The sequence below is a fragment of the Methylocystis sp. H62 genome, assembly GCF_015709515.1.
In the GTDB taxonomy this organism is placed as follows: Bacteria; Pseudomonadota; Alphaproteobacteria; order Rhizobiales; family Beijerinckiaceae; genus Methylocystis.
Map to the genome: position 1 here is coordinate 1 of NZ_JADNQZ010000035.1, position 20,947 is coordinate 20,947.

Below are 20,947 nucleotides of genomic sequence, written 5' to 3' on the forward strand. Positions count from 1 at the left end.
TCAAGCTTCTACGCAATACAAAATCCCCGATCGCGGAGACGGCGGTCCGCCACGCTCTACGTCATCGAAGCCGACATACGTGGCCACGCGCCGGAAGCGCGGCTGGCGACGCGTAAGAAACTTTCCGCGCCCATCGTCGAAGCCTTGAAACCGTGGTTCGAGAAGCAACTGTCGCTGATCTCGTCAGGCTCCACGTTGGCCACGGACATCCGCTACGCGTTGAGCCACTGGGCCGGTCTCACCAGGTTCCTGGAGGACGGCCGCCTCGAGCTGGATACGAACCCGGTCGAAAACGCCATCAGACCCGTGGCTCTTACGCGAAAAAATGCGTTATTCGCCGGGCACGAAGTCGGAGCTCAAAACTGGGCGCTGCTCGCCTCCATCGTCGCGACGTGCAAACTAAACAACCTTGATCCCGTCGCCTACATCGCCAAAACGCTGCAAGCCATTCTCGACGGACATCCTCAAAGCCGCATCGACGAACTGATGCCGTGGAGCTTCGTCGCCGCGTCAAGCCTCGCCGCATAGGTGATCGGAAAGGCGCTTACGGAGATTATCGAATGTCTACCCTTAAAGTGCGGGCGCGTTTATGCCATTCACGCTGATCAAAGGGTCTTTTCGCGTCGTGGGTCTTTCTCCTGACGGGGACTCGATCCGGTTTTTCCCGGATTCTCCGGAATTGATGCATGCGCTTCCCGGCGGACCGCCCGGGCAGACGCTGAAACCATTCGCGCAACTGCGGCTCGAAGGCATCGACTCCCTCGAGACGCATTATGCGGGACGGCATCAGCCAATCCGCTGGGCGCGTGCCGCCCGCGACCGGTTGCTCGATTTCGTCGGCGTGCGGAATGTGCGGTGGGACGCGATGGAGGTGACAATCGTCGGCGCAGACGACAATACGCGCGGCTGGATCTTGAGTCGGGCCAAGGACAAGTACGGCCGTCCCGTCGCATTCCTTTTCGCCGGGGAGTCGCAACAAGCCGACGGAACTGAAGTCGTATTGCGGGGGGATCTTCTGCATGCCAGCTTCAATCATCTGGCGGTGAACGAGGGCCTCGCTTATCCGACCTACTATCAATCTCTGTTCGCGGACCTCCGTAACGAACTCACAGCCGCCACTCAGTCTGCGCGGGCGGCGAAACTTGGCTTATGGCCTGATGACCGGACAGGTGCCGGACTTAACGCAACGAGCATGGCGGTGATCATCGATCAGACCCCAATCCTTCCCAAACTGTTCCGGCGCTTGAGTGACTACATGGCCGCGAAGGGTACCGCAGTCGGCTTCCGCGAGGCACTCGCGCTCGGGGAGGACGCGGTTTGGGACCTACGCTCGCAGAGCTTCACGCATCTCGATACCTTCGTCGAACAAGCGCCGGGTTCAACTATCATCCGCCTGACGCGCGATCCCGAGGAACTGGTGTTCGATCCGATGCCGCAGCGCCCGGGCAACTTCTTTGCGGTGGTTATCGGTGCGCCCGTCAGTGGCGACCTGCAGAGCACCGAGTCGTAGCTGCCTGCGCCACATCCGTTCGACGGCGTGGAGTATCCTCGCGGAACCGTGTCGGAGCATGAAAGCGCTCGCCTGTTGACGGCACCTACAGCGTTTGGACAGCGGCGGCTCTTGCGCGTGCGAGATCGCGCATCGCTTCAGGGCTTAAATTCGGAACCTAAACCGGCTGTCAGTTCGCCGGCTCGAAGCAGCTTAGATGTTTGATCCCGGAATTTGATGGTGCAATCTTTTCCAGCGGCTGGAGGGATGCGCTATGGACCAGATTCTCCGCGGTTGCGCCCGCACGACAGAGGCGGTGCGTCGAGCGATACAACATAGTCGACCTCGCCGAAGTCCGCACGGCCAGGGTAACGGGCGGGGAATGCTGCGCCAAGCTATAAAAAATCGCGACTTTCGCCCTCGTTCACTTATCGACCACTTTTCTGGGGAAACATCACTCTAACAGTCCATCGTCGATCCATTTCCTGAACTTGGCGACCTTCTCACTGTCCCATGGGATATCGCACGGCATGCGTCCTGATTCGACCGCGTCGAGAATGTCAGCGGCGTTCTGCTTCACATCGACGTAGACGAAGAGATCGAAGCGGAACAACATGCGGTTGCGGTCCTTGTCGCGGAACAGGGGACGAATATTTAGCCCAAACGAAAGCCTCTCCGGTGGGGGCGGCGGCGGAAGCGCTACCTGTGGCTCGCGCTGAGGAGACGGTTCTCCAGCTATGCCTATCTTATTGGGCGGCGCATTGTCTGGCGCGCCGCGCACAATCCAGTCTCTGAGAAAATCGATTCTTTCCGGCGCAATTCGCGGCCGCTCACGCGGCATTCGCCCACTGTCGGATTGATCCCGGGAAATTCGGTCGATTAGTTTCGATCGATCCGGATCACCGGGTTTGATAAAGTCTTCGATTCCCGAATCGTTGACGAGATTGTCTCGCGTGGCCTCACGCCAGAACGCTTGATGTGGTCGCGGAACTGGAAAACCGCGTACAGCCTCGTCAAGAACATGGGTGGCTTTGTGAAAATCGGTTGTATGTGTCTTAGGCGGCAAGCTCGCGCCTTTCGCCAAGGCGTCGGAAATCGCCGCGGCGCGGCCATCCGTTTCGGCAACGAACGCCAGAAAGTCGCGGCCGATCTCGTCATTGGTCAACATTTCTTCTTCGATGAAAGATTTCGTCATGGCGAAAACGTCAGCATGCTCCGCCCACCGATCCACGTCCGTGTGCGGCAGCCGCAGCAGATAGGGAAGCTCGAAGGGCGGTCCCGCGCGGACTTCACCCTGATCGTCCTTGCGCAGTTCGACGAGCTTTTCGGCGATCTTCTTGATCCGACGCATCTCGGCGAAGGCCCAATATTGAAGCCACCCTTTGGACGACCGGTCGCCTAACGTCTGCGGCGTCCCGTCGCCGGCCTCGAATGTCGGCGCATCGAGCAAAAGCGAATGCTGCAGGCAGCCGAGCAAGATCCGATAACGCAGATTGAACAATTCCGCCCAGCGCAGGGCGCGCGCATTGGTGATGCGGCCGGCATCGAGATGATCCTGTCCCATCGCGAGCGCGATATTCTCCGTCTTCGGCGGCGCGGGAGTGGTGTTTGGATTGGGCGCGATCGGGAGAGAGACGGGTCGGCCTAAGGTCTGCTCGAGCTTCTCGATCTGCTCATAGCTCAACAAAAATCTCTCGAAATGAGATTCCTCTCCGGCTCCGTCGCCGTCGAAGGCCTCGCCCTGCTCACCAATCTTGGCGATCGCTTCGACGGCGCGGCTCCTGAGCTCGGCCGGAGTCTGCCCCTCGATCGACTCGACCAGCACAACGCCGCCATTAGTCCCGGACGGTGCCTCATAGCCCCAATCGGACCATCTCGCCTGCAGCCCGGATCGGCCGACGCGAAAATCCTGATCCGCGAGTTCCGACGCAAACAGTTCCCTCAGTCTTTTGAATACCGCCCCCACATGCCAAAGCAGGACGTCACCATTGCTGCGCTTGGCGCGCGGCGCGATTTCGTTTTCGATTTTTTGTTTGATGAGAGCGTCGGCGGTCGGGTCCGCCCGCAGAATAATTTCGCTGAGCGGGCGGTTCGGGCTTTCGGCGATCACATATTTTGAGAGCGAATCGAGCGTAATAGGCTCCAGACGATAGCGAAAAGGCTGTATCGCCTCCTCGAATGGCGAATATTGTCGGCCGAAATGCAGGGGTCCGCCGACAATATGCAGGAGATTCTGCACCGTAATGAGATGTCCCATTTCCTCGCGGCTAATCTGATGAATCCGATTTCTGATTGCGATGGCGTCACGCCGGACGCCATTCTCCGCCGGCAGCGATTCGGGGTCGATGGAGTAGGCGGCGAAAAGATATTGCGCCATCAACGCATGTTCGATTTCGGCGGCCGCCGACAACCAGAAAATCGCCTCGTCGCGGGGCCGCATCTTCGGGCCGAGAAGCAGAGGCGCACCGCCGTCAGGGGACGGCGCGACGACGGCCTCGTTTGTCGCTAGACGCTCGGAGGGCGCCCCCACGCTACCAACCGCGCGCTCGAACGCGCGCAAATTCACTCTGCTGTTGATCGGCATCGGGCGTCTCCGATTTCAACGATGAAAGAACGGCTTTCGTTTTTCGATGTTCATCAATCGGCCTTGTATGCGATGAGACTCTGCGAGAGGCCATCGATCGTAATGCGCACAATGTAGGCGCCCGCCGGCAACGCCTCGCCGCCCATGCCGCAAAAGTTCCAGTTGAATCGTCTCGCGCCCGCAGCCGGCGGAATCTCGTTTGCGAGCACATTCACATGCCTGCCGAAACGATCCCAAATATTGATCTTAAGCCGCCGCGCGCCCTCGGGAACATTCGTTTCGATATCGACCGCAGTCTTGGACCGCAGCAGCCCGTCCTCCGGCGCGGCGACCGCAGCCGCTACGACAGCGGGCGCAGGTTGGTCCGTGAATTTGTAAACGGTGTCGCCGCTCGCATAAGCGACGGCGACCGGCTTGCCGATAAAGCGAAAGCGATTGAGCCGGAAACCGACCTGATTGGCGTTGTCCCAATTCTTCCCGCCATCGACGGTCGCGCTGGTGAAGCCGCCGGTGAAATTGACATCTCCCCAGCCGCCAACCCAACCGCGATCTCGGTCGAGGAATCCAATTCCTTCCAGATTGGCATTGCGCTGACGATCGTTGATCGGGATTCGGCGCCAGCTTAGACCGCCGTCATCACTGCGCAGGATGGCGCCGTCCAACATGTTTTCCAGCGAAACGAACATCATCTCCTCGTCGAGCGCCTGAATCTTCCAGCCCCATTCGCCGCGCGGAAAAAATCGCCGCATGGAGCGGGGGATGCGATCCGTCCATGTCGCGCCGCCATCCGTCGTATGCAGCACCACGGGCTTAACGTCATCGCGCACCCGCTCCGCCATCGGTCGTCCGACGTCGTCGCGTCCGCCGACAACCCAACCTTCGAGCGCATTCTTAAAATAGATATCGACGAGGATCGCGGCGTGCGCCGACATATCGATCGCTGTCCAGGACGCCCCGCCATCCGTCGTCTTGATAACGGCGGTCGGCTGGTCAGGAAAGTTCGTGCCCGATGCATAAATCGTGTTGGCGTCGACGACGCTCAGACCGCAAATCGCGGGAGGCGCGCCTGCGGGAAGATTCGCGACCAGGCTCCAGCTCGCGCCGCCATCTTTGGTGTGCAACAGCCTTTGCGTCGGCGTCAGCGTCCCGACCCATCCGATCATCTTATCGGCAAAGCCGACGGACCTGAGATAGACATCCTCGAATCCTGCCTGTACGACCCAGCTATCGCCGCCGTCGACGGTCTTGATGATATTGCCTTCACTGTTGACGGCCCAACCCGTCGTGGCGTCGGCAAACCAGACGTCGTCGGTTCTGTAACCGCGAGTCGTTGAACCGGGGGCGTGTGTTCGACGCCAGGAAAAGTTTTCGAATGATTTCGGCATCACAGACTCTCCAATACACCTGCTCACAATGATCCTTCCGTGATCGATACCCACTTACACGATGCCCACTAAGCGATCATGGTGGCTGGCTAGATCAAAAAAAATCCCGGTCTCTGCCCAATAAATTCACTTGAGCGGGAGCCACGCGGCCCGGTTAGACATCTCGCGTTGACGGTCGCGGCCAATTCTTCCGGCACAGCAAGTCTCAGTTTCCGTACGATCTGCCAGCGCGTAATGTGGTCGCTGCACTTCTCGTTCTTCATCGATACAATAACTCGGTGGGAATCGGACCTCGGAAGGACGCTCTTGGCTCCGTCGACTCCTTACACTACGCGACGCCGCCTGGTTTGGCTGTGCCGCGGTCTATCTTGGTCTCTGCTGATGTCAATCGACCGACTTTTGATCGCATCGAGCAGGTTGTTTCATTCAAAAACACTTCTTCTGATGCTCTGCCTCAAATACTCAATGAAACCATTTCAAGCTATAAATTTGCTCCGCTCAACGACGTTTGGCAAGTCCTCATTGCGGGCGAAGGCGCCCGTCTTTAACGGGATAACACCGTCCGGGAACTCCAGGATAATGGCGCCCCCCTCTTACGAGATGATCCCGTCCGGGCGCCGCGTTCATTGACCGGCGAGATTTGCCTCACCTTCGATTGTTTTTGGTCAGGCCGTTTTGGCGTGTTCTCCGCGGGCGCGGCGTAGGCTCTCGCCGACGAGTTCTACGCGATGCGCGTTGTGCACGAGGCAGTGCAATCGCGTCAGGGGGTTCGCCGATGAACCCCACGCCTGCCTTTTATTGTGATGATCCAGAAGAAAGCCGGAGCGGAGCTCGACGCCTGGATCGAACTGCGGATTCCGACGAAAGTGCTAGTCTGTAACGGGATAATGCCGCGCGGGGATTCCGGGATAATGGCGCCGCCTTGTGCTGGAATGATCCTACCCGGGCGCAGTCGTTGACCGACATGATCTGTCTCACCCGCCTCTGGATTTCGGTCAAGCCGATTTGGCTTGTTTGCCGCGCGCGCGGCGTAAGCTTTCGCCGGTGTCGGGAGCCCCTTTGGCTTGAGAATGTGTTTTGAGGAAAATCAATAATTTAATCGAAGCCATCATGCTTCAGAATATCCATTTAATTTGACAATATGGCTTGCAAAAGCCGTTTAATTTGAGAATTTGAAGCCGCAACCTTTTTGAGAAATCCGGTAGGCAGCAATGGGCGAAAGCGACGCTCCCGAAGACGACGAGGCTTTTCGGCGCAGAGAAGAAGGCTGCCGGCGCGAGGAAGCAATCCGGAGCCTGCTGAAGCGGTACGACGAGAAAAGACTGTCGATCGGCGCCGTCGATGAAATCGCGCAGGAATTGGGCGTCAGCCGATCAACGATTATCGTTTGATCGCAGCCTATCGAGCCAAGGGCACCGTGTCATCGGTCGAACCGCGCGCGCTGGGGCGACGAAAAGATACGCTCGTGTTGGACCCCAAGCGAGAGAAGCTCATCGCTACGACGATACACGAGATTTATCTGCAGCCCGAACGCCCGACCATGACGTATCTGATCGAGCAAGTGCGAGCGCGGTGCGCGCAAAAAGGCTTGCCGCTTCCTGACCGCCGGACGATCAAGGGGGGCGTCGATCGAATCGATCGGCGCGCCGTCGCTCTAAAACGCAAAGACTTAAAGGCCGTCAAAGCCACAAAGGCCGTGCCGGGTCAGTATGTGGCATCGCGACCGCTTGAAGTCGTGCAGATTGATCACACAGAGGTCGATGTTTTCCTGGTCGATGTAACGACAAGGGAAACAATGAAAAGGCGAACCTGGTTGACGCTCACCGTCGACGTGTTCACGCGCATGGTCGTTGGTTTTCATTTGTCGATGGACAAGCCGTCGCGCGTCTCGCTCGGCCTCCGCATGTTGAACGCGGTTTACGACAAGAGCGCATGGTTGAAGGAGCGCGAGATCGACGCGTCTTGGCCGGCCGCGGGGTTGCCCGAGGCCGTGCATGCAGACAATGGCGCTGATTTCCGCAGCCATGCTTTTGCATGGGCGTGCCGCGAAGAAGGCATTAAGCTCATCTTGCGGCCCGTCGGCGCTCCTCATTATGGCGGGCACATTGAGCGCCTGATTGGCACGATGATGGGGCGCGTGCATTTTTATCCTGGCTCGACTTTCGCCAATCCAACAGCCCGCCAAGGCAACAAATCGGAACACTTCGCGGCGATGACGTTCCGCGAATTCGAGTGCGCGTTGGGTTGGGAGATCGCCGGGCGCTACAACGAGGAAATTCACAGCGCCCTGCTCCGCCCGCCGATCGCCGTATGGCGCGAACATGAGGCTTCGCTGGCTTTGCGCATGCCCAAGACCGAATGGCGTTTTGGGTGTCATTCCTGCCCGACGCACATCGAACGCTCAGGCCGGACGGGATATGGCTCCACGATATTCGCTATTGGTCAAACGCGCTCTCTGGCCAAGTTGGACGCACGAAGGGCGAGCTTCTCGTTAAATTTGATCCACGAGATGTTTCACGAATATTCGTTCAACATCCCGACGGTCGCTTTTTAGAAGCTCGCGCGCGACCTCTCGGTTTCCCCGCCATCAGCCTGCGGGAGTGGAAACAAGCGAGGAAAGCGCTGGGCGGAAAAGGCCGCAGGGAGCGAAACGACGAGCAGATCACCAAGACTGCACTAACGCAACGCAAACTGATCGACGAAGCCATCGCCAAGACCGCCGCCGCACGAAAGGCGCCGGTCAGCACAAAAAGCGGGGATGAGGCAAATTTCGGCTCGATGAGCGGCATCGACTCGCGCATACCAACTGTGTTGGAACTCGTGGAGCGACAGCGTGACCGGAACACCCGACCATCTGACGGATGACGCCGTCGCCGTTTTGGCCGAGAGCATCGACGAGCGTATCTATTTTATCCGCTCGAAGCGGTGGATCGCCTATCCCAAAGCGCTTGAGATACTGTGACATCTGAACGCCCTGCTCAAGCATCCGCGGACAACGCGGATGCCGTCTCTGGCTGTTTATGGCGACAGCGGCATGGGCAAATCCATGCTGGTGGAAAAGTTCAAAGACGACTACACGCTGAGCGCCCGCGAAAAGCCACACGGACCGAAGGCAAAATTGTTGGTTGTCGAACTGGCGGGACGGCCGAATGAGCGCCGTCTCTTCGCGCAAATTCTTGCTGTACTGGGCGCGCCACTGAACCCACGCGCTACAATCGTCGAACTCGTAAGGACCACGGTCCGCCTGCTGGACGACCTCGGCGTTCAAGTGTTGGTTTTGGACGAGATCCATAATGTGCTCGCGGCGTCCTGGCGCGAACAGCGCGTCGTCTTCAACACGCTGCGCTATTTGAGCAACGAACTGAAACTGTCTCTGGTTTGTTTTGGGATCATGGAAGCCCGCCAGGCGATCAATAGCGACGTGCAATTGGCGCGACGCTTTGACTCCATTTCATTACCGCGGTGGATAGCGGACAAAGAGTTCGAGCAACTCGTCCTAGCCATCGTGCGCAACCTTCCACTGAAAGAACCAAGCGTTCTGACGGTGAAAGGCTTGCGGCGCATTCTGTTGGTCAGCGGTGGAGTCAGCTCAAGTATATTCCTCATGCTCAATGACGCAGCGATCGAAGCTATCGAAACTGGCGAAGAGCGGATTACCGACGAAGCGCTGGAGCGCTACAAACCCGTGGGGAAGACGAGGCGACTTTCCAATGATCGACGACGATGATGCTCATAGGCCCCTGCCCGTGGTGCTAAAGCCCGTAGACGACGAGCTGCTTTCGTCGTGGTTGGCTAGGCACGCGACCTACTATGGTATCTCGGGACCGTTTTTCGCCAACTGGTTGATGCCCGGCACACGCAATCTCTCGCTTCTCGACTATCGGCTGGGATTGGCGCAGGTTGCGCGCTTATCTGAAAAACTCCGATGCGATCCGCTCGCCCTTATCGCGATGACGTTCATTGATACGCCAGCAGGTTGCGCTGAATTAATTTGCCGCAACCGAGCACCGCAAATTTGCCGACCCTGCGCAGATCGGCACGCGCGCGACGGAGCGTCCGGCGCGGTCCCGAAGCATTGGCGAAAAGCCTGGCGCGTCACCTGCCCCGCTTGCGGCGCGCCTTTGTCGGATACGAGCGAGCGTCCCGATACCGGCGAAACATTGCGCGACACGAGCCCCTTCGCGGATGTGTGGAAGGAAGCTGTTGCTGGCGAGACGATCGTCGAGCGTTTCCTTCACGGCGATAACTCGTTCGATTATTCGCCGATCGCGCTCATGCGCGCACTGCTCGTGCACACGTGGCGGCCATGCGGTGCGAATGGCCGTGACCCTGCAGCCGGATGGGCGCTCGGCACGATATTTCCCGAATTCGACAATCTTGCGCGGCCAATCAAGCGCAGGATCAATCATGCCGCCGTTGCAGCTCTTCCGATCTCGTTCCGGCCGGCGCTCTTGGCGGGCCTTTCGCGAGCGATCGCCAATCCCGCCATCCTCAACGCTGTTCGAGATGAGACGATCCTGCGAGGGCGAAGAGCCTTCGAGCGCCTATGCGAGACCGCTCGTCTCGATGCCCAAATCCCGAGGGAAAGCCATTAAACGTGAGAATATGAAGGTCGATATTCTCACGTTTAACGGCTTTTTTTATTCGATATCGAATATTCTCAAGCCAAGATGGATCCTGACACAGGCGCTCGCCGGCGGCGTGGGTCTGCCGCATGGTGACGGACAACGTCCTCGCGAAGGCGCGATACAGTTCGCAAAAGCGCGAATAGCGATAGCCGCCGGGGTTCTCAGCGATGTATTCGTCCCACAGGATCATCAGGGTGACGTGCTTGCGCTTCAGCTCGCGATGCACGTTTGCCCAGTCCGGCTCTTCGACGCGCCGGTGACCGCGCTTGCTGCGCCGGTTGGCGTAAAGCGCCGCCTCCAGCGCGGCGTCGTTCTTCCCTCCGGCAGCGGCCAGGAGAGCCCGGCGCCCTCCGCGCGTTCGAGCGCTTCCCGAACCGGAACGCGGCATGCCGAGACGCCGGGAAATCTCGTGCGCTGAAACCGACGCGGTCTTCAGCCGAATAATCTCGCGCGCCTGGCGCATCGTAATCCGCTCCGCTGGCATGAATCGCTCCCCCTTGGATTGCCAAAGGAGCGACTTGATCAGGCCAACGGCGGCGGTGAGCCACTGCACGAAATCACCCGGACGGGATCATTCCGTTGCAGGGGGCGGCATCATCTCGGAATCGGGGGGCGCCATCATTCCGTAACGGGTGGGCGCCTTCATCTCGTTTTAGGGCGCCATCAAGCGGAATCAGCAGAAAAAACACACCGGGTATCCTTCAGTCTCACTTTGAAACCGAAATCGACACCAAGCATAATGGCTATGACTAAGCCATTGATTTTCTGAAATGCGTATTGTCACGCCAAAATGGCTCCTGACACGGGTCCCGGAACCATTGCTAAAGGAATGGGTGCGCGTCGATTCGAATACGTGTAGAACTTTTTCCTTTCTCGCGCTGCGAATTTTCGGATCACTTCAGCACGTAGTAAGAGTTAATCGGGAAGAAGGCGAGCGCCTTGCGTGACTGGCATTCCCAATCTGTCACTAGGGGCGGGGGGCCCCACGCCGATCGTCGCCCTGGAGGCTTATCGCGCGGGGACCGGTGTGAAGGAGCTGGTGATCACGCCGCCGCTCATTTCGGATAAACGGAGGCCGCAAACTCATAGTCGAGTTCGTCGATGTCAACGCCGCCTACTATCGGATCCCCGGATTGGGTGACCTCACCGGGGATCTCGTAGCACATGATCGAGTTGCTGTCGGCGCGCGGCGTCCCCAGGAGTGAGCTTTCCTCGATTGGCGTCAGCACCTGCTGCTCAACCTCTGCGCGGGTCCAGCCTTGCGTTCGCCCGAAATAGTCGATCGCCTTCTCGCGATTGATCAGCGCAACCAGATCACGGCGCATGTGCTCGTGCGGGAAGCCAAGCGTGTGCCCCGTCTCGTGCCGCACAACGCGTCTGAATTCGTCTTCGCTCGTCTGCATAGTGAACCCTTCAAGGTTCATCGTCGGCGCGTTCTTGGCGATGTGGAGAATGTCCGTCCCGAGATAGGACCAATAGCCGCCTTCGTCACCGCCTTCGCGCGAGATCCGGACCTGTGCCTGGCCCTGCGTCTCGACGAACGAGACGTTAGCGGTCTTGGCCCAGGCGTTCATGTGGGAAACGACATGCGCGCGAAGATCGGCCGGCGCGCCGTCGAGGAACCCGACCGTCAGCCGCACGCCCCCGGCCGGCCAACGCCGCGGCACCAGCACGGAAAGCGTGGCGCGATTGGCGGCGACACCAGTCCGGACCAGTTCGTCAATGATATGATCCGGCAGGCGTCGCGGCATACACGTAAGGCGGATCGTCATGGTGTTTTCCTTTTTGCTTCACATCGCGTTGGGGCGGCGTCTGGCCCTCGCACACGATCGTCACTGCTGGGCTTTATCAGGCGGAGTGGTGATCTTGCTCGTGTTGGTCGGCGCAGGCGTCGGCGAGGTCTTCGGCGCCGGCGGGGGCTTGGGGTCGGTCCCGGACAGCGCATCGTCGCCAGCGCCGCGATTGCCGCGAACAGGATCGCGCCGATCAGCGAGGTGAGCGTCGGCCCGATCTTGCCCAGGCTATCGGTACGCGCTGCGGTTGCCCTCAGAAGTTCGGTCATTTCGGGCACCGTCGCCGGGCTGAGCCCGCGCGCCTTCTCGACGATTACCTTGGCCGGCTCGACGGGCTTGGGCGAGAAGCACCCCATACTCTGCAGCACATAGAGGAGGAAACAGGTCACGCTCATTGAGAGCATCAGGAAGATGACCCAGTCAGCACTGTTCATGATCTCTTCCTCTCACGCACGGACTGGGGCCATCACGCCGTCCATTCGATGTAAAGTCCCTTCGAAACGCGGAATCCGTTTCCATTTGCAGGCTCTTGGTCAGTACGCGCGATCTTCGCATGGCGCGTATCAAGCGCTTCGAGCAACTTCTCGCGCGGAATGTTCGGCCATTGCTTGACCGGTTTCGTCGAGAACAACGCGGTTTGTTGCTTGACTAGGATCTCCTCGATCAGCGCGCGTGGTGTCGCATTGTGGCTTCCATGATGCCCCACTTTGAGAACTTCGACCTTTTCGAGCAGTGTGCGACCCTTGGGATGGGCCATGATCGCCTGCCACGAGCCCCATTGCGCGTCACCGGGGAACAGCATGAACTGGCCGGCGACCTCGATCACGATTACCAAGCTTGTATTGTTGATCGCCTTGTCGAGCGCTGCTGCAAGCACCCCCGACGGCTGTTCGAGAGCCTTCCTGACCGTCGCCCGTTCTTCGACGCGGAAGGTCTCGCGGCCTTCGTTGGTCCGAGGGACATAATCCGGTTGGGTGATCAGATAGCGCGTGGGGAAGGGCGGTCCGATCTGGCGCTTAGGTATCCGCGTCGGCCACCTGAGATAGCCAGCACCTTCAGGCGGATCCATGCTGGCAAGCGCCTTTTCGTCGTGTGTCGGACCCAGCACATGGAAGGTCACGCCTGACAAGCCCGCGACCGTACGCGCTTCGCCGATTTTGTCTTTAAGCGGTAGGAAGTGGCGCAGTGGAGTACCGGCAAAACCTTTGTGGAGCGTAGCCATCGCCTTTTCATTCGTGAGCCCGTTAAGCGCCATCGCCTTGAGGCCGCGCTCTTGCGCGTCGTTATTGCTTTCGCGTGCAGGCGTGCGTTCCAGTGGATTGCGGTCGCTCGGCTCGTCTGCGAGTGCCAGCGCCAGCGCAGACTGGCGATCGCGGATCTGCGTCGCGCGCGGATCGTTCGGATCCTCCGTCCAGGGCATCCAAACCTCGCCGACCTCGACATCGGCCCAGCGCGGGTCGTCGAAGCCCCAAACATGATCCTTGTGCCGGTGCGTCGCGATCACCAGCGCGAGCTTGCTCTTCGATTCCGCGACAATGTCGGTGACGATCTTATCGAGCTGCGCCCTCTTCTCAGTGATCGTCCCGCAGTCGATAAGGACATAGGCGCTGGAGCCTCCATCGTGAAAGCCGAGCAGGAAACAGTCGCCGAAGCCGACCTTGTACATACGGATCGTGCGCTGCATCACTCGGCCCCCTCGTGCAGCGCGCGAAGATTCATCCGCGCCGCCATTCGCTGGCCGTAATCGGATCGATCCAAATAGTTGGTGCGCGCATCGGCACCGTCCAACTGCTCGACGAAGGCGCGTTGCCCGGCGACCCGTGCATCGGCACGCGCTTTGCCGGCCTGATCAAGCGTCGGAGAGGGTAAGGGCTTGGCGATGATATAGCGCACATGGCCGTCGACCCCGATAATCGCAGTCGTGCCGCCTCGCACCGGGACCCCGCCGAACTCGGGGTCGTCGCTGGTCGTCTTGTCGGTCTCGACAAACTGCGCGACCAGCTCGATCTGGAGTGCACCCGAAGGCGCGACCCGAAACACTGCGTTGAACGCCGACACCCAGACATCCGGGCGACCAGTGAGCTTCAGCGCCGCGCTGTTGTTTTGGGCATAGGAGACAAGCGCCTCCCGCATCGTTTTCACGGTTTCGCTCGCATTGCTTTCGTTAAGGTCCTCGCTGAGCGATGGCGGCCGTTCGCGCGACTGCTTGGCGATGCCTGGATCGCTTGAGACCTTGGTGAACCGTGCGGCCTCGCGCTGTAGGAGCTGCGGCAGGATCGTGCTGAGGCTGTCGACCATCGGCGCGGCGCCTGGCTCAGCGGCCGGCCAACGTAGCGACTCTTCCGCGAGCGAGGTGGCACCCTCGGGATAAATGCCGCGCCGCCGGAAACCCTCGATGAGCGCCGCACGCTGACCCCATGCGTCGTCAGGGTCGAGCTCGAAATCCGCCGTCACTAGCGCGCGCAAATAGTCGCCGAAGGTGATATCGACCGGTGGCAGATAGTCGAACGCGCGAATGCACATATTGAGCTGTCGTTGCGCGGTCTGTGCGGCCTCGCTTGCGATGCGAGCCACGAGATCAGGATGGAGCTCGCCCGGCGGAAGCCTACCGCTGCCGCCCGTCGCGATCCGCACCAGATCGGCGATCCGCGAGCGGAACGTTGTGAGGAACCCATCGAATACCGCAGCGACCAGGATCGCGCCACGCGCATGCGGCTCGGTCAGATTGCCGTAGCGCCTGGGATCAGGCGTCGCGGTGTCGATCGCCGAGCGGAGCGCCTTGCCGGTGCCGGTCGCCTCGCCGAACTGCTTCGCGAGATTAACGAGCAGCGAGCCGTCGAGGATATCCCCGCGACCGACACGAATCTCGTCAATCAGGAGATCGCGGTAGGAGAAATGTTGCAAGAGCGCAACTAAGTCGGAGAAGCCCTCGTGGAATGCCAGCACGTCGACGTTCGACGGCTCGAGGAAGTAGCGACGAAGGTGATCGACGATCGCATGCGTCATCTCGTGCACGATGATGTCGTGGCTGAGACAGGTGAAAATCGTCTGGTTGGGGATATTAGGGCCAGGCGCGGCCGGATCCGCTGTGAAATAGCCGAACAGGATCGCGTTTAGGTCATGATCGTAAAAGGCGTTTTCGCCTTCGAAGGCGTGCGGCAGCAATCGAAGCTTGTGGCGGAACTCGCCCTTCCGGAGTGAGACGCGGCGGCCCAGCGCGCGATCGAAATTAGTCAGCGTGCGCGATGCGATCGCATAGACCATCTGCTGGTGAAAGTGCGGATCAGCCTCGGACGGGGGTAGGCCAGATTGCATGAGGATTGACGGATCGTTGAGATTGACAGCGTCGTAGAATAGGTCACGCTCGGCGTCATAGTCGACGACCTCGAGACGCGCGCCGATCGGCCCCGCGCTGAGTTCTTCATTTTCTACTGTGATCGTCGCCGTGCGAGCCGCCTTGTAGCCGCGAGCCGGATCGGTCGCATAGATCCGTAACGGCCTAAAGGTCGGCCTCGGGATGTCGAGCATGGCAATTTCCTAACTCAGTCGGAATGAAGAAGCGGCAGTTTGATTTCTGGGAAAGACCGGCAGAGCTTATCTAAATTATCGATTGTGACAATAGTTTTTGCTGAGACGTACAGGGCAATTTGTCGATCGGGCCGAGTGCACACCAGCAGGCTGCTGAATAACCCTTGTCTTATGACTTTCTGCGCCGCTTGGGCGAGAAGGAAATGCTGGGAGAGGGTTGCGAATATGCGTTAGGGACAGGTAGACGCCTGAAGAAATCAAGATATGTTCGGCAGTTGAAGCTTATTCGACATCTCGCGGCAGACGATCGAATCAAGTCCGAACGGCCGCCTGTTTATCGAGTAGGGAGCGCAATTGGGCGACAACCGACGTGAACCTAGAAGGTACAACAACGGCCCCAGGCGAAAAATGCCAGGCGAGCGGCTAAGCGTTGGCAAAGAAGGTATCCCTCTTCGCATCGACAGGAGTCGGCCACCACCCTTCCATGAGATGAGCGAAGCATCCGGTGCATTTGAACGTATGGCCGTAAGACTGCTAGCCTTGGATTCGCGGTTCATTAGATCCTCGCTATTTGGGCAGCGCGGGCGCCCCCAATACGGGATCGACGCACTGGCGTACCATCGCGATGAAGACCGCGTGACTGTGCTTCAGGCAAAGGCATGGGTGCGCGCAACCCAGGAGGACATTGTCGGTTGGTCCCAGGATTTCTTGGATCACTTCAACTCACGTTGGGATGGCTTCCGAGTCGGTCGCTTCATACTGGCGACTGCAGCCACAAACCTGCACGCGGAAGTGCTTGTTGCTGCCATTCGCACCGAGCAAGAGCGCTTCCGCGGGTTGGGGCTGCACTATGAAGTTTGGGGTCCGGAAGAGCTCTTCGATCGCTTGCGGCGTGACCCTCTTTCGTTGCGACAATTCCTCGGCCCGGATTGGGCCACTCAGGTCTATGGCGGCGACGACCCCTATCTCGATCCAATCGCGGCGGAGGCGCGTGCAAAGCTCTCGGCTCAGGCGATTTCGGTATCGCGGGAGTCTCTTATTTCCGAGTGCGAGGCGGGGAACGTCGAAGGCGTGAGGCTCCTGTTGCGCGCGGGGTTATCGTCCAATGTAAGGACCGCCGATGGCCTCACTCCCGCTGATGTGGCGCTGAAAGGCCTCTCGCTTGCCGCGTCTGTTGAAGCAGATGATCCGTACGTTGGAGTGCTAAGCGCGTTAGGAGAAGCGGGAGTCTCTGAGCGCACTATGGGTCGTCTTGCCCATGACGCACTAACGGCTGGAAATCGGATCGCACTCACTGCCTTGATCCTTAGCGGTGTGCCTGCGGATGTTTTGGATTTGCAGGGAAGGACTCTCGCTGCGCAGGCGATGAGGGCGGATGCACGTGAGACCCATCACTCATCGCGTTGGAGTGAACTTGTCTCTCGCGGCGCATGGCGAAACAAGGATGTCGCAATATGGATGATGTGTTGGGCGGCTCGAACCGGTCGGAACGAGCTTCTCCGACGCCTCGGCAATCGCGTTGTGGACCTTGACATTACCTTACCCCAAACGCCCGGCGAGCCGGTGGAAACCGACGAAAGCGCATTGTGGGTAGCGGGCGGAAGCGCCCTGCATCAAGGTGCGGCGACCGGGATCCGCATCGTTCGTCAGTTGGTGGCAATGGGTGCCGACGTTGAAGCGGTGGACAGCTCAGGACGGACGCCGTTGCACATCGCAGCAGAGGCGGATGCCGTCGAGACGGTGCGTCTCCTCCTCCGACAAGGCGCTGCGCCGCTGCGAACAGACCACGCCGAGCGTCTTCCTCTCGATTATGCCGGTCGCCATACGCGGCCGATCTTGCTCAACGCGATGGCGGATTTCCAGGATCCGTCCCTTGCCCGAGCTGCCTTGGCACGGGCCTGCAACAGGCGGGACGATGCGACGGTGCGTGCTTTGATTTTGAAGGGTGCTGATCCCAACGCAGCGAACGAGGAAGAGCCGGCACCACTGTTCCGATTCGCTTATTGGCTTGATTTTTCTTCGCCATGGGATCTCGCTGCGGGAAAGCGGTGTATTGAGACATTGCTTAGTCTCGGCGCAGATCCTCAGCGCAAAGACAAATGGGGCTCGACCGCATTGCACCGTTTTGCAGAGCGCGGAGACGTTGATATCGCCCGGATGTTGCTAGCTCGGGGCGCACAAGCACTCGATGTCGACGAGAAGGGCAGCACCGCCTTGATGTGGGCGCGTGATGAAATAATGGCTTCCCTACTAATTTCCGAGGGGTGCGATCCTCATCAGGCGGATTTCTCCGATTATCGAGCGGTCGATCATGCAGCGATGACTGGATGCAACTCGCTGGTTGAATGGTACGGACACCAAGGGATTAGTCCGCACCCAAACGCGGTCCTCTTTGGAGCCTTGCACGCAGGAGAGGAAAAGGACGCACTTGCGGCGCTCACCAACGGTGCCTCGCCAACCGCTGTCGACCTTCACGGAATGTGCGCGCTTCATCTTGCCGCTGAATGCTGGATGTGGTCGGTTGTCGATGCTCTGCTACGAGCGGGCGCTGATGTCCAGGGCCCCTCGGCTCAAGGCAGCTCAGCACTGGGACACTGTCTGCGCCTCCGAATCTCGGCGCTCCGCGGACTGGAGGAATTCGAACGAACGGTTGAAGTTCTCCTCGATGCCGGCGCATCGGTCGAGCACATAGATCGGCAGGGTCGGCCGGCGATTCTTGCTGGGATCTATCCATGGGTTTCTCCGAAAGTCGCCAACAGGCTCTTCGAACCGTGCGCCACGTCAGCAGATTCCGAGGGGCAGACCACGCTTATGTCAGCGGCCTCTTACGCCACAAGCGCATTGTTCGGCACATTTCTTCCGCGAGGAGGGCCAATCGACCGACAGGATCGAGAGGGGCGAACCGCTCTTACATACGCTGTCCGGTCGAGTATCGATGCTATTGAAAAAGTGGACCGGCTCCTCAATGAAGGCGCCGACCCGAATGTCAGAGATAATTACGGCAGGACGGTCCTATTTCCTGCCGCTGCGTCGCCAGAATACGGCATTCTTGAACGGCTGATAGAGGCCGGAGGCGATGTTAAGTCTCGATGTAATAATGGCGAGACACCGCTCCTGATTGCAGCGCGGGAAGGGAGATACCATAATGTTCAACTGTTGATAGAGGAAGGTGCGCAGGCCGCTCCCGTCGCATCGTCCGGCGAAACCCCACTATCGGCAGCGCTACGTGGTGGTCATGTTGACGTATATAATCTCATCCTCACAATAGCCGGGCGTTGAGGTTTCTGTATCTGCACGACTCGAAAAATGGCTATCTTTATGTCATACCTCTCGGCATTGGTCCATTTCGAGCTAACATGGCCAAATTGTGGCTTGACGGCAGGGACGATCCCTTCGGCAAGGTCCCGTATGTCCGGAGCCATCTTGGCGTGAGAATTTCCGATTCCGAATCAGAAAAGCCATGATACGGGTTCTTCCTCACTTTCTGTTGCAGTGACCGCTACACAGGAAGCAGGCGGGCCCGGAGGAGTTCTGGTCCCGCTCGTCCATACATCGTTCGTTTGAGTGCTTTCAGGCGATTGATCTGTCCTTCTGTCTGGCCGTTGCTCCAAGGCTCAGTGATCGCACTCCTGACGGCTTCGATGTCTCTCTGTAGCGTGCGAGAAAAACGTTGCATGGCGTAGAGGCCCGATTTCTGGGCGTCTCTCAGCCAGGCGCCGAGCTTGCCAACGCTCTTGCATTTAAACATGCCCCTGAATCGCATGGCGAGTTGACGCATTGTCGCGAACTCTGGCCAGTCCTTCTTCATCGCATCGACTTTTGCAGCCTCATTGGAGTTCAACAGCCCACGCGGCTTGATACAGAGCCCCGCGGCAACAATCGGCGAGATCGAGCGTCCGGTGGCGGGATTGAGAGGCTGCGGCCTTGGAACAATCGGTGCAGCCCTTGCCGCTCGGCGTTTCGGATTGCGCCATTTCGCCAGTAGACGTTCGAGATTTGAAAAACTGCCTGTGTAACCGCGTGCTCTGATCTCCTGGAATAGGCGACGGCCGCGCACGCAACCTTCTGACCAGCGGCGTGATAAATAATCTTCGAAATGCCGCGGAGATGTCGTCTTCGGCGCGGCGGCGCTCCGTTCAGGAGGCGCTTCGGCTCGGATCCATTTCCCGACCGTGCGGCGATCGAACCCCGTCTGTCGCGCGATGTCGATCCCATTTCGACCCTCCTTGTGTAGCACACGAACCCGATCGAAAACCGCTCGCCTTGAACGCTCGTTCGCCACTCTGGTGAGGCGGCGGTGCTCAGAGCCGCCGTGCTTGTCTCTCACGCTGGCAACCTCTCCACCTTCCGCCGGTAGCAATGGACGTGCGGAAAATTCCGCCGCACGGCCGAGTTGCGCCTGGACAATGGCTGGACGGGATTCGCCGAGCGCTTCGGCCATCTTCGCAGCGGCGCGCCGCCAAACGAAAATATCGGGCTGATGACGGCATTGCTCGCCGACGCGACCAATCTCGGCCTCGCCCGAATGGCGCGAAGCACCAAAATATTCAGCCATTCAAAATTGCTCTGGATCGCAGAATGGCATGTTCGCGACGAAACATATCAGGCGGCGCTGGCATGCCTGACCGAAGCGATCCACGCGCAGCCCTTCACAAGGGTCTGGGGCGATGGCGGCGCGTCATCGTCGGACGGACAATTTTTCAAGGCAGGCGGCCATGGTGAGGCGCGCGCCGACTACAACGCCAAATATGGCTCGGAGCCAGGCGTAAAATTCTACACGCACATCTCCGATCGCTATGCGCCTTTTCACACCAAGGTCATCGCCGCCAACGCCAGCGAGGCCGCGCATATTCTGGACGGGTTGCTTCACCACGAATGCTCGCTGGATATCCGAGAGCACTATACGGACACGGCGGGCGCCCTCGATCACGTGTTCGGCCTCTGTCATCTCACGGGCTTTCGATTCGCGCCGCGCATTCGCGATCTTGCCGATCGCCGCCTCTATGTCGCGGATCCTCGCGCGACCTACGCATCTCTCGATCCGATGATCGGTGGCGCTATCGATTTTCGTGTCATCGCCGAAAACTGGGATGAGACACTGCGTCTCGCCGCATCAATTAAAGCTGGGACGGTTGCGCCGTCGATTCTGATGCGTCGGCTCGCCGCTTACCCCAAACAGAATGCGCTGGTAAAGACCCTTCGAGAAATAGGACGCCTTGAACGTACGCTCTTCACCCTCGATTGGATCAGCGACCCCGCTCTAAGACGGCGAACAAACGCCGGGCTCAACAAGGGAGAGGCGCGCAACGCGCTCGCCAGGGCGGTGTTCTTTCATCGCCTCGGCGAGATCCGCGACCGCACCTTCGAAAATCAGCGCTACCGGGCTTTTGGCCTCAATCTCGTCGTCTCCGCCGTCATCCTGAGAGCATGCAAGATTGTGGGGTTCGTCACGCTGCAAGACGAACGGGATCGGTTTCGTTGTCTAGTCGGAAATCTGGATAAAGGCGCCTGAACGAACCGGCGAGTGCTTTGTTGAGAAC

Annotated in this window: 16 protein-coding genes and 2 pseudogenes; 9 read left to right on the forward strand and 9 right to left on the reverse strand. The window is 59.3% G+C overall.

Features of this window, described 5'->3' with window-relative positions; all coding sequences use genetic code 11:
- Both IYY11_RS01940 and IYY11_RS01945 read left to right on the forward strand, forming a co-directional pair.
- Positions 1-528: transposase (locus IYY11_RS01940; RefSeq protein WP_409455208.1), on the forward strand; the 528-nt coding region annotated here is incomplete at its 5' end.
- A 61-nt stretch (positions 529-589) separates the two neighbouring features.
- Positions 590-1,510: a thermonuclease family protein gene (locus IYY11_RS01945; RefSeq protein WP_196402508.1), complete on the forward strand. Its 921-nt coding sequence runs from the start codon at positions 590-592 to the stop codon at positions 1,508-1,510.
- Between the two features lie 433 nt (positions 1,511-1,943).
- Here IYY11_RS01945 and IYY11_RS01950 read toward each other — a convergent pair whose 3' ends face one another.
- The gene (locus tag IYY11_RS01950) at positions 1,944-4,073 is read right to left on the reverse strand and encodes a ferritin-like domain-containing protein (protein ID WP_196402509.1); all 2,130 of its coding nucleotides are present in this window, start codon (positions 4,071-4,073) and stop codon (positions 1,944-1,946) included.
- A 53-nt stretch (positions 4,074-4,126) separates the two neighbouring features.
- The gene (locus IYY11_RS01955; RefSeq protein WP_196402510.1) at positions 4,127-5,458 is read right to left on the reverse strand and encodes a YCF48-related protein; all 1,332 of its coding nucleotides are present in this window, start codon (positions 5,456-5,458) and stop codon (positions 4,127-4,129) included.
- Between the two features lie 1,211 nt (positions 5,459-6,669).
- Here IYY11_RS01955 and IYY11_RS22645 point away from each other — a divergent pair.
- A complete protein-coding gene (locus IYY11_RS22645; RefSeq protein ID WP_246719564.1) occupies positions 6,670-6,849 on the forward strand; it encodes a hypothetical protein in 180 nt (59 codons plus the stop codon).
- A 278-nt stretch (positions 6,850-7,127) separates the two neighbouring features.
- Here the strand turns inward: IYY11_RS22645 and IYY11_RS23585 are convergent, their stop codons facing one another.
- Complete coding sequence (locus tag IYY11_RS23585) at positions 7,128-7,781, reverse strand: hypothetical protein (protein ID WP_409455209.1); 654 nt, start codon at positions 7,779-7,781, stop codon at positions 7,128-7,130.
- 35 nt (positions 7,782-7,816) lie between these two features.
- Here IYY11_RS23585 and IYY11_RS22655 point away from each other — a divergent pair, with 35 nt between their 5' ends.
- From IYY11_RS22655 to IYY11_RS23590, 4 genes are read left to right on the forward strand one after another with little or no spacing between them, the layout of a single operon-like run.
- Positions 7,817-8,323 carry a Mu transposase C-terminal domain-containing protein gene (locus tag IYY11_RS22655; protein WP_246719565.1) on the forward strand — a complete coding sequence of 169 codons (507 nt, stop codon included), beginning with the start codon at positions 7,817-7,819 and terminating at the stop codon, positions 8,321-8,323.
- Positions 8,292-8,420 carry a TniB family NTP-binding protein gene (locus IYY11_RS22660; protein ID WP_246719566.1) on the forward strand — a complete coding sequence of 43 codons (129 nt, stop codon included), beginning with the start codon at positions 8,292-8,294 and terminating at the stop codon, positions 8,418-8,420. Before IYY11_RS22655 ends, IYY11_RS22660 begins: the two co-directional genes overlap by 32 nt.
- Before the next feature lie 12 nt (positions 8,421-8,432).
- On the forward strand, positions 8,433-9,185 hold the full coding sequence (locus IYY11_RS01965) for a TniB family NTP-binding protein (protein WP_281431660.1): 753 nt from the start codon (positions 8,433-8,435) through the stop codon (positions 9,183-9,185).
- The gene (locus IYY11_RS23590) at positions 9,169-10,053 is read left to right on the forward strand and encodes a TniQ family protein (protein ID WP_196402511.1); all 885 of its coding nucleotides are present in this window, start codon (positions 9,169-9,171) and stop codon (positions 10,051-10,053) included. The genes IYY11_RS01965 and IYY11_RS23590 overlap by 17 nt, the downstream gene beginning before the upstream one ends.
- 79 nt (positions 10,054-10,132) lie before the next feature.
- Here IYY11_RS23590 and IYY11_RS01975 read toward each other — a convergent pair.
- The 5 genes and pseudogenes from IYY11_RS01975 to IYY11_RS01995 form a co-directional block, all read right to left on the reverse strand.
- Positions 10,133-10,549, reverse strand: a pseudogene (locus IYY11_RS01975) (IS21 family transposase); the annotation flags it as partial.
- A 592-nt stretch (positions 10,550-11,141) separates the two neighbouring features.
- On the reverse strand, positions 11,142-11,858 hold the full coding sequence (locus tag IYY11_RS01980) for a M12 family metallopeptidase (RefSeq protein ID WP_196402512.1): 717 nt from the start codon (positions 11,856-11,858) through the stop codon (positions 11,142-11,144).
- Positions 11,855-12,313 (reverse strand): hypothetical protein, encoded by a 459-nt coding sequence (locus IYY11_RS01985; RefSeq protein WP_196402513.1) that lies wholly within the window; start codon positions 12,311-12,313, stop codon positions 11,855-11,857. The genes IYY11_RS01980 and IYY11_RS01985 overlap by 4 nt, the downstream gene beginning before the upstream one ends.
- 32 nt (positions 12,314-12,345) lie before the next feature.
- The gene (locus IYY11_RS01990) at positions 12,346-13,383 is read right to left on the reverse strand and encodes a hypothetical protein (protein ID WP_196402514.1); all 1,038 of its coding nucleotides are present in this window, start codon (positions 13,381-13,383) and stop codon (positions 12,346-12,348) included.
- Between the two features lie 179 nt (positions 13,384-13,562).
- A complete protein-coding gene (locus tag IYY11_RS01995) occupies positions 13,563-15,407 on the reverse strand; it encodes a hypothetical protein (protein WP_196402515.1) in 1,845 nt (614 codons plus the stop codon).
- Positions 15,408-16,043: 636 nt separating this feature from the next.
- Here IYY11_RS01995 and IYY11_RS02000 point away from each other — a divergent pair.
- Positions 16,044-18,686 carry an ankyrin repeat domain-containing protein gene (locus IYY11_RS02000; RefSeq protein ID WP_196402516.1) on the forward strand — a complete coding sequence of 881 codons (2,643 nt, stop codon included), beginning with the start codon at positions 16,044-16,046 and terminating at the stop codon, positions 18,684-18,686.
- Between the two features lie 220 nt (positions 18,687-18,906).
- Here IYY11_RS02000 and IYY11_RS23180 read toward each other — a convergent pair whose 3' ends face one another.
- Entirely contained in the window at positions 18,907-19,848 is a 942-nt protein-coding gene (locus IYY11_RS23180; RefSeq protein WP_281431659.1) for a transposase, read from the reverse strand.
- On the opposite strand from IYY11_RS23180, the pseudogene IYY11_RS02010 reads away from it, so the two are divergent.
- A pseudogene (locus IYY11_RS02010) lies at positions 19,813-20,829 on the forward strand (transposase); the annotation flags it as partial. The gene IYY11_RS23180 and the pseudogene IYY11_RS02010 overlap by 36 nt on opposite strands.
- Positions 20,830-20,947: the final 118 nt, after the last annotated feature.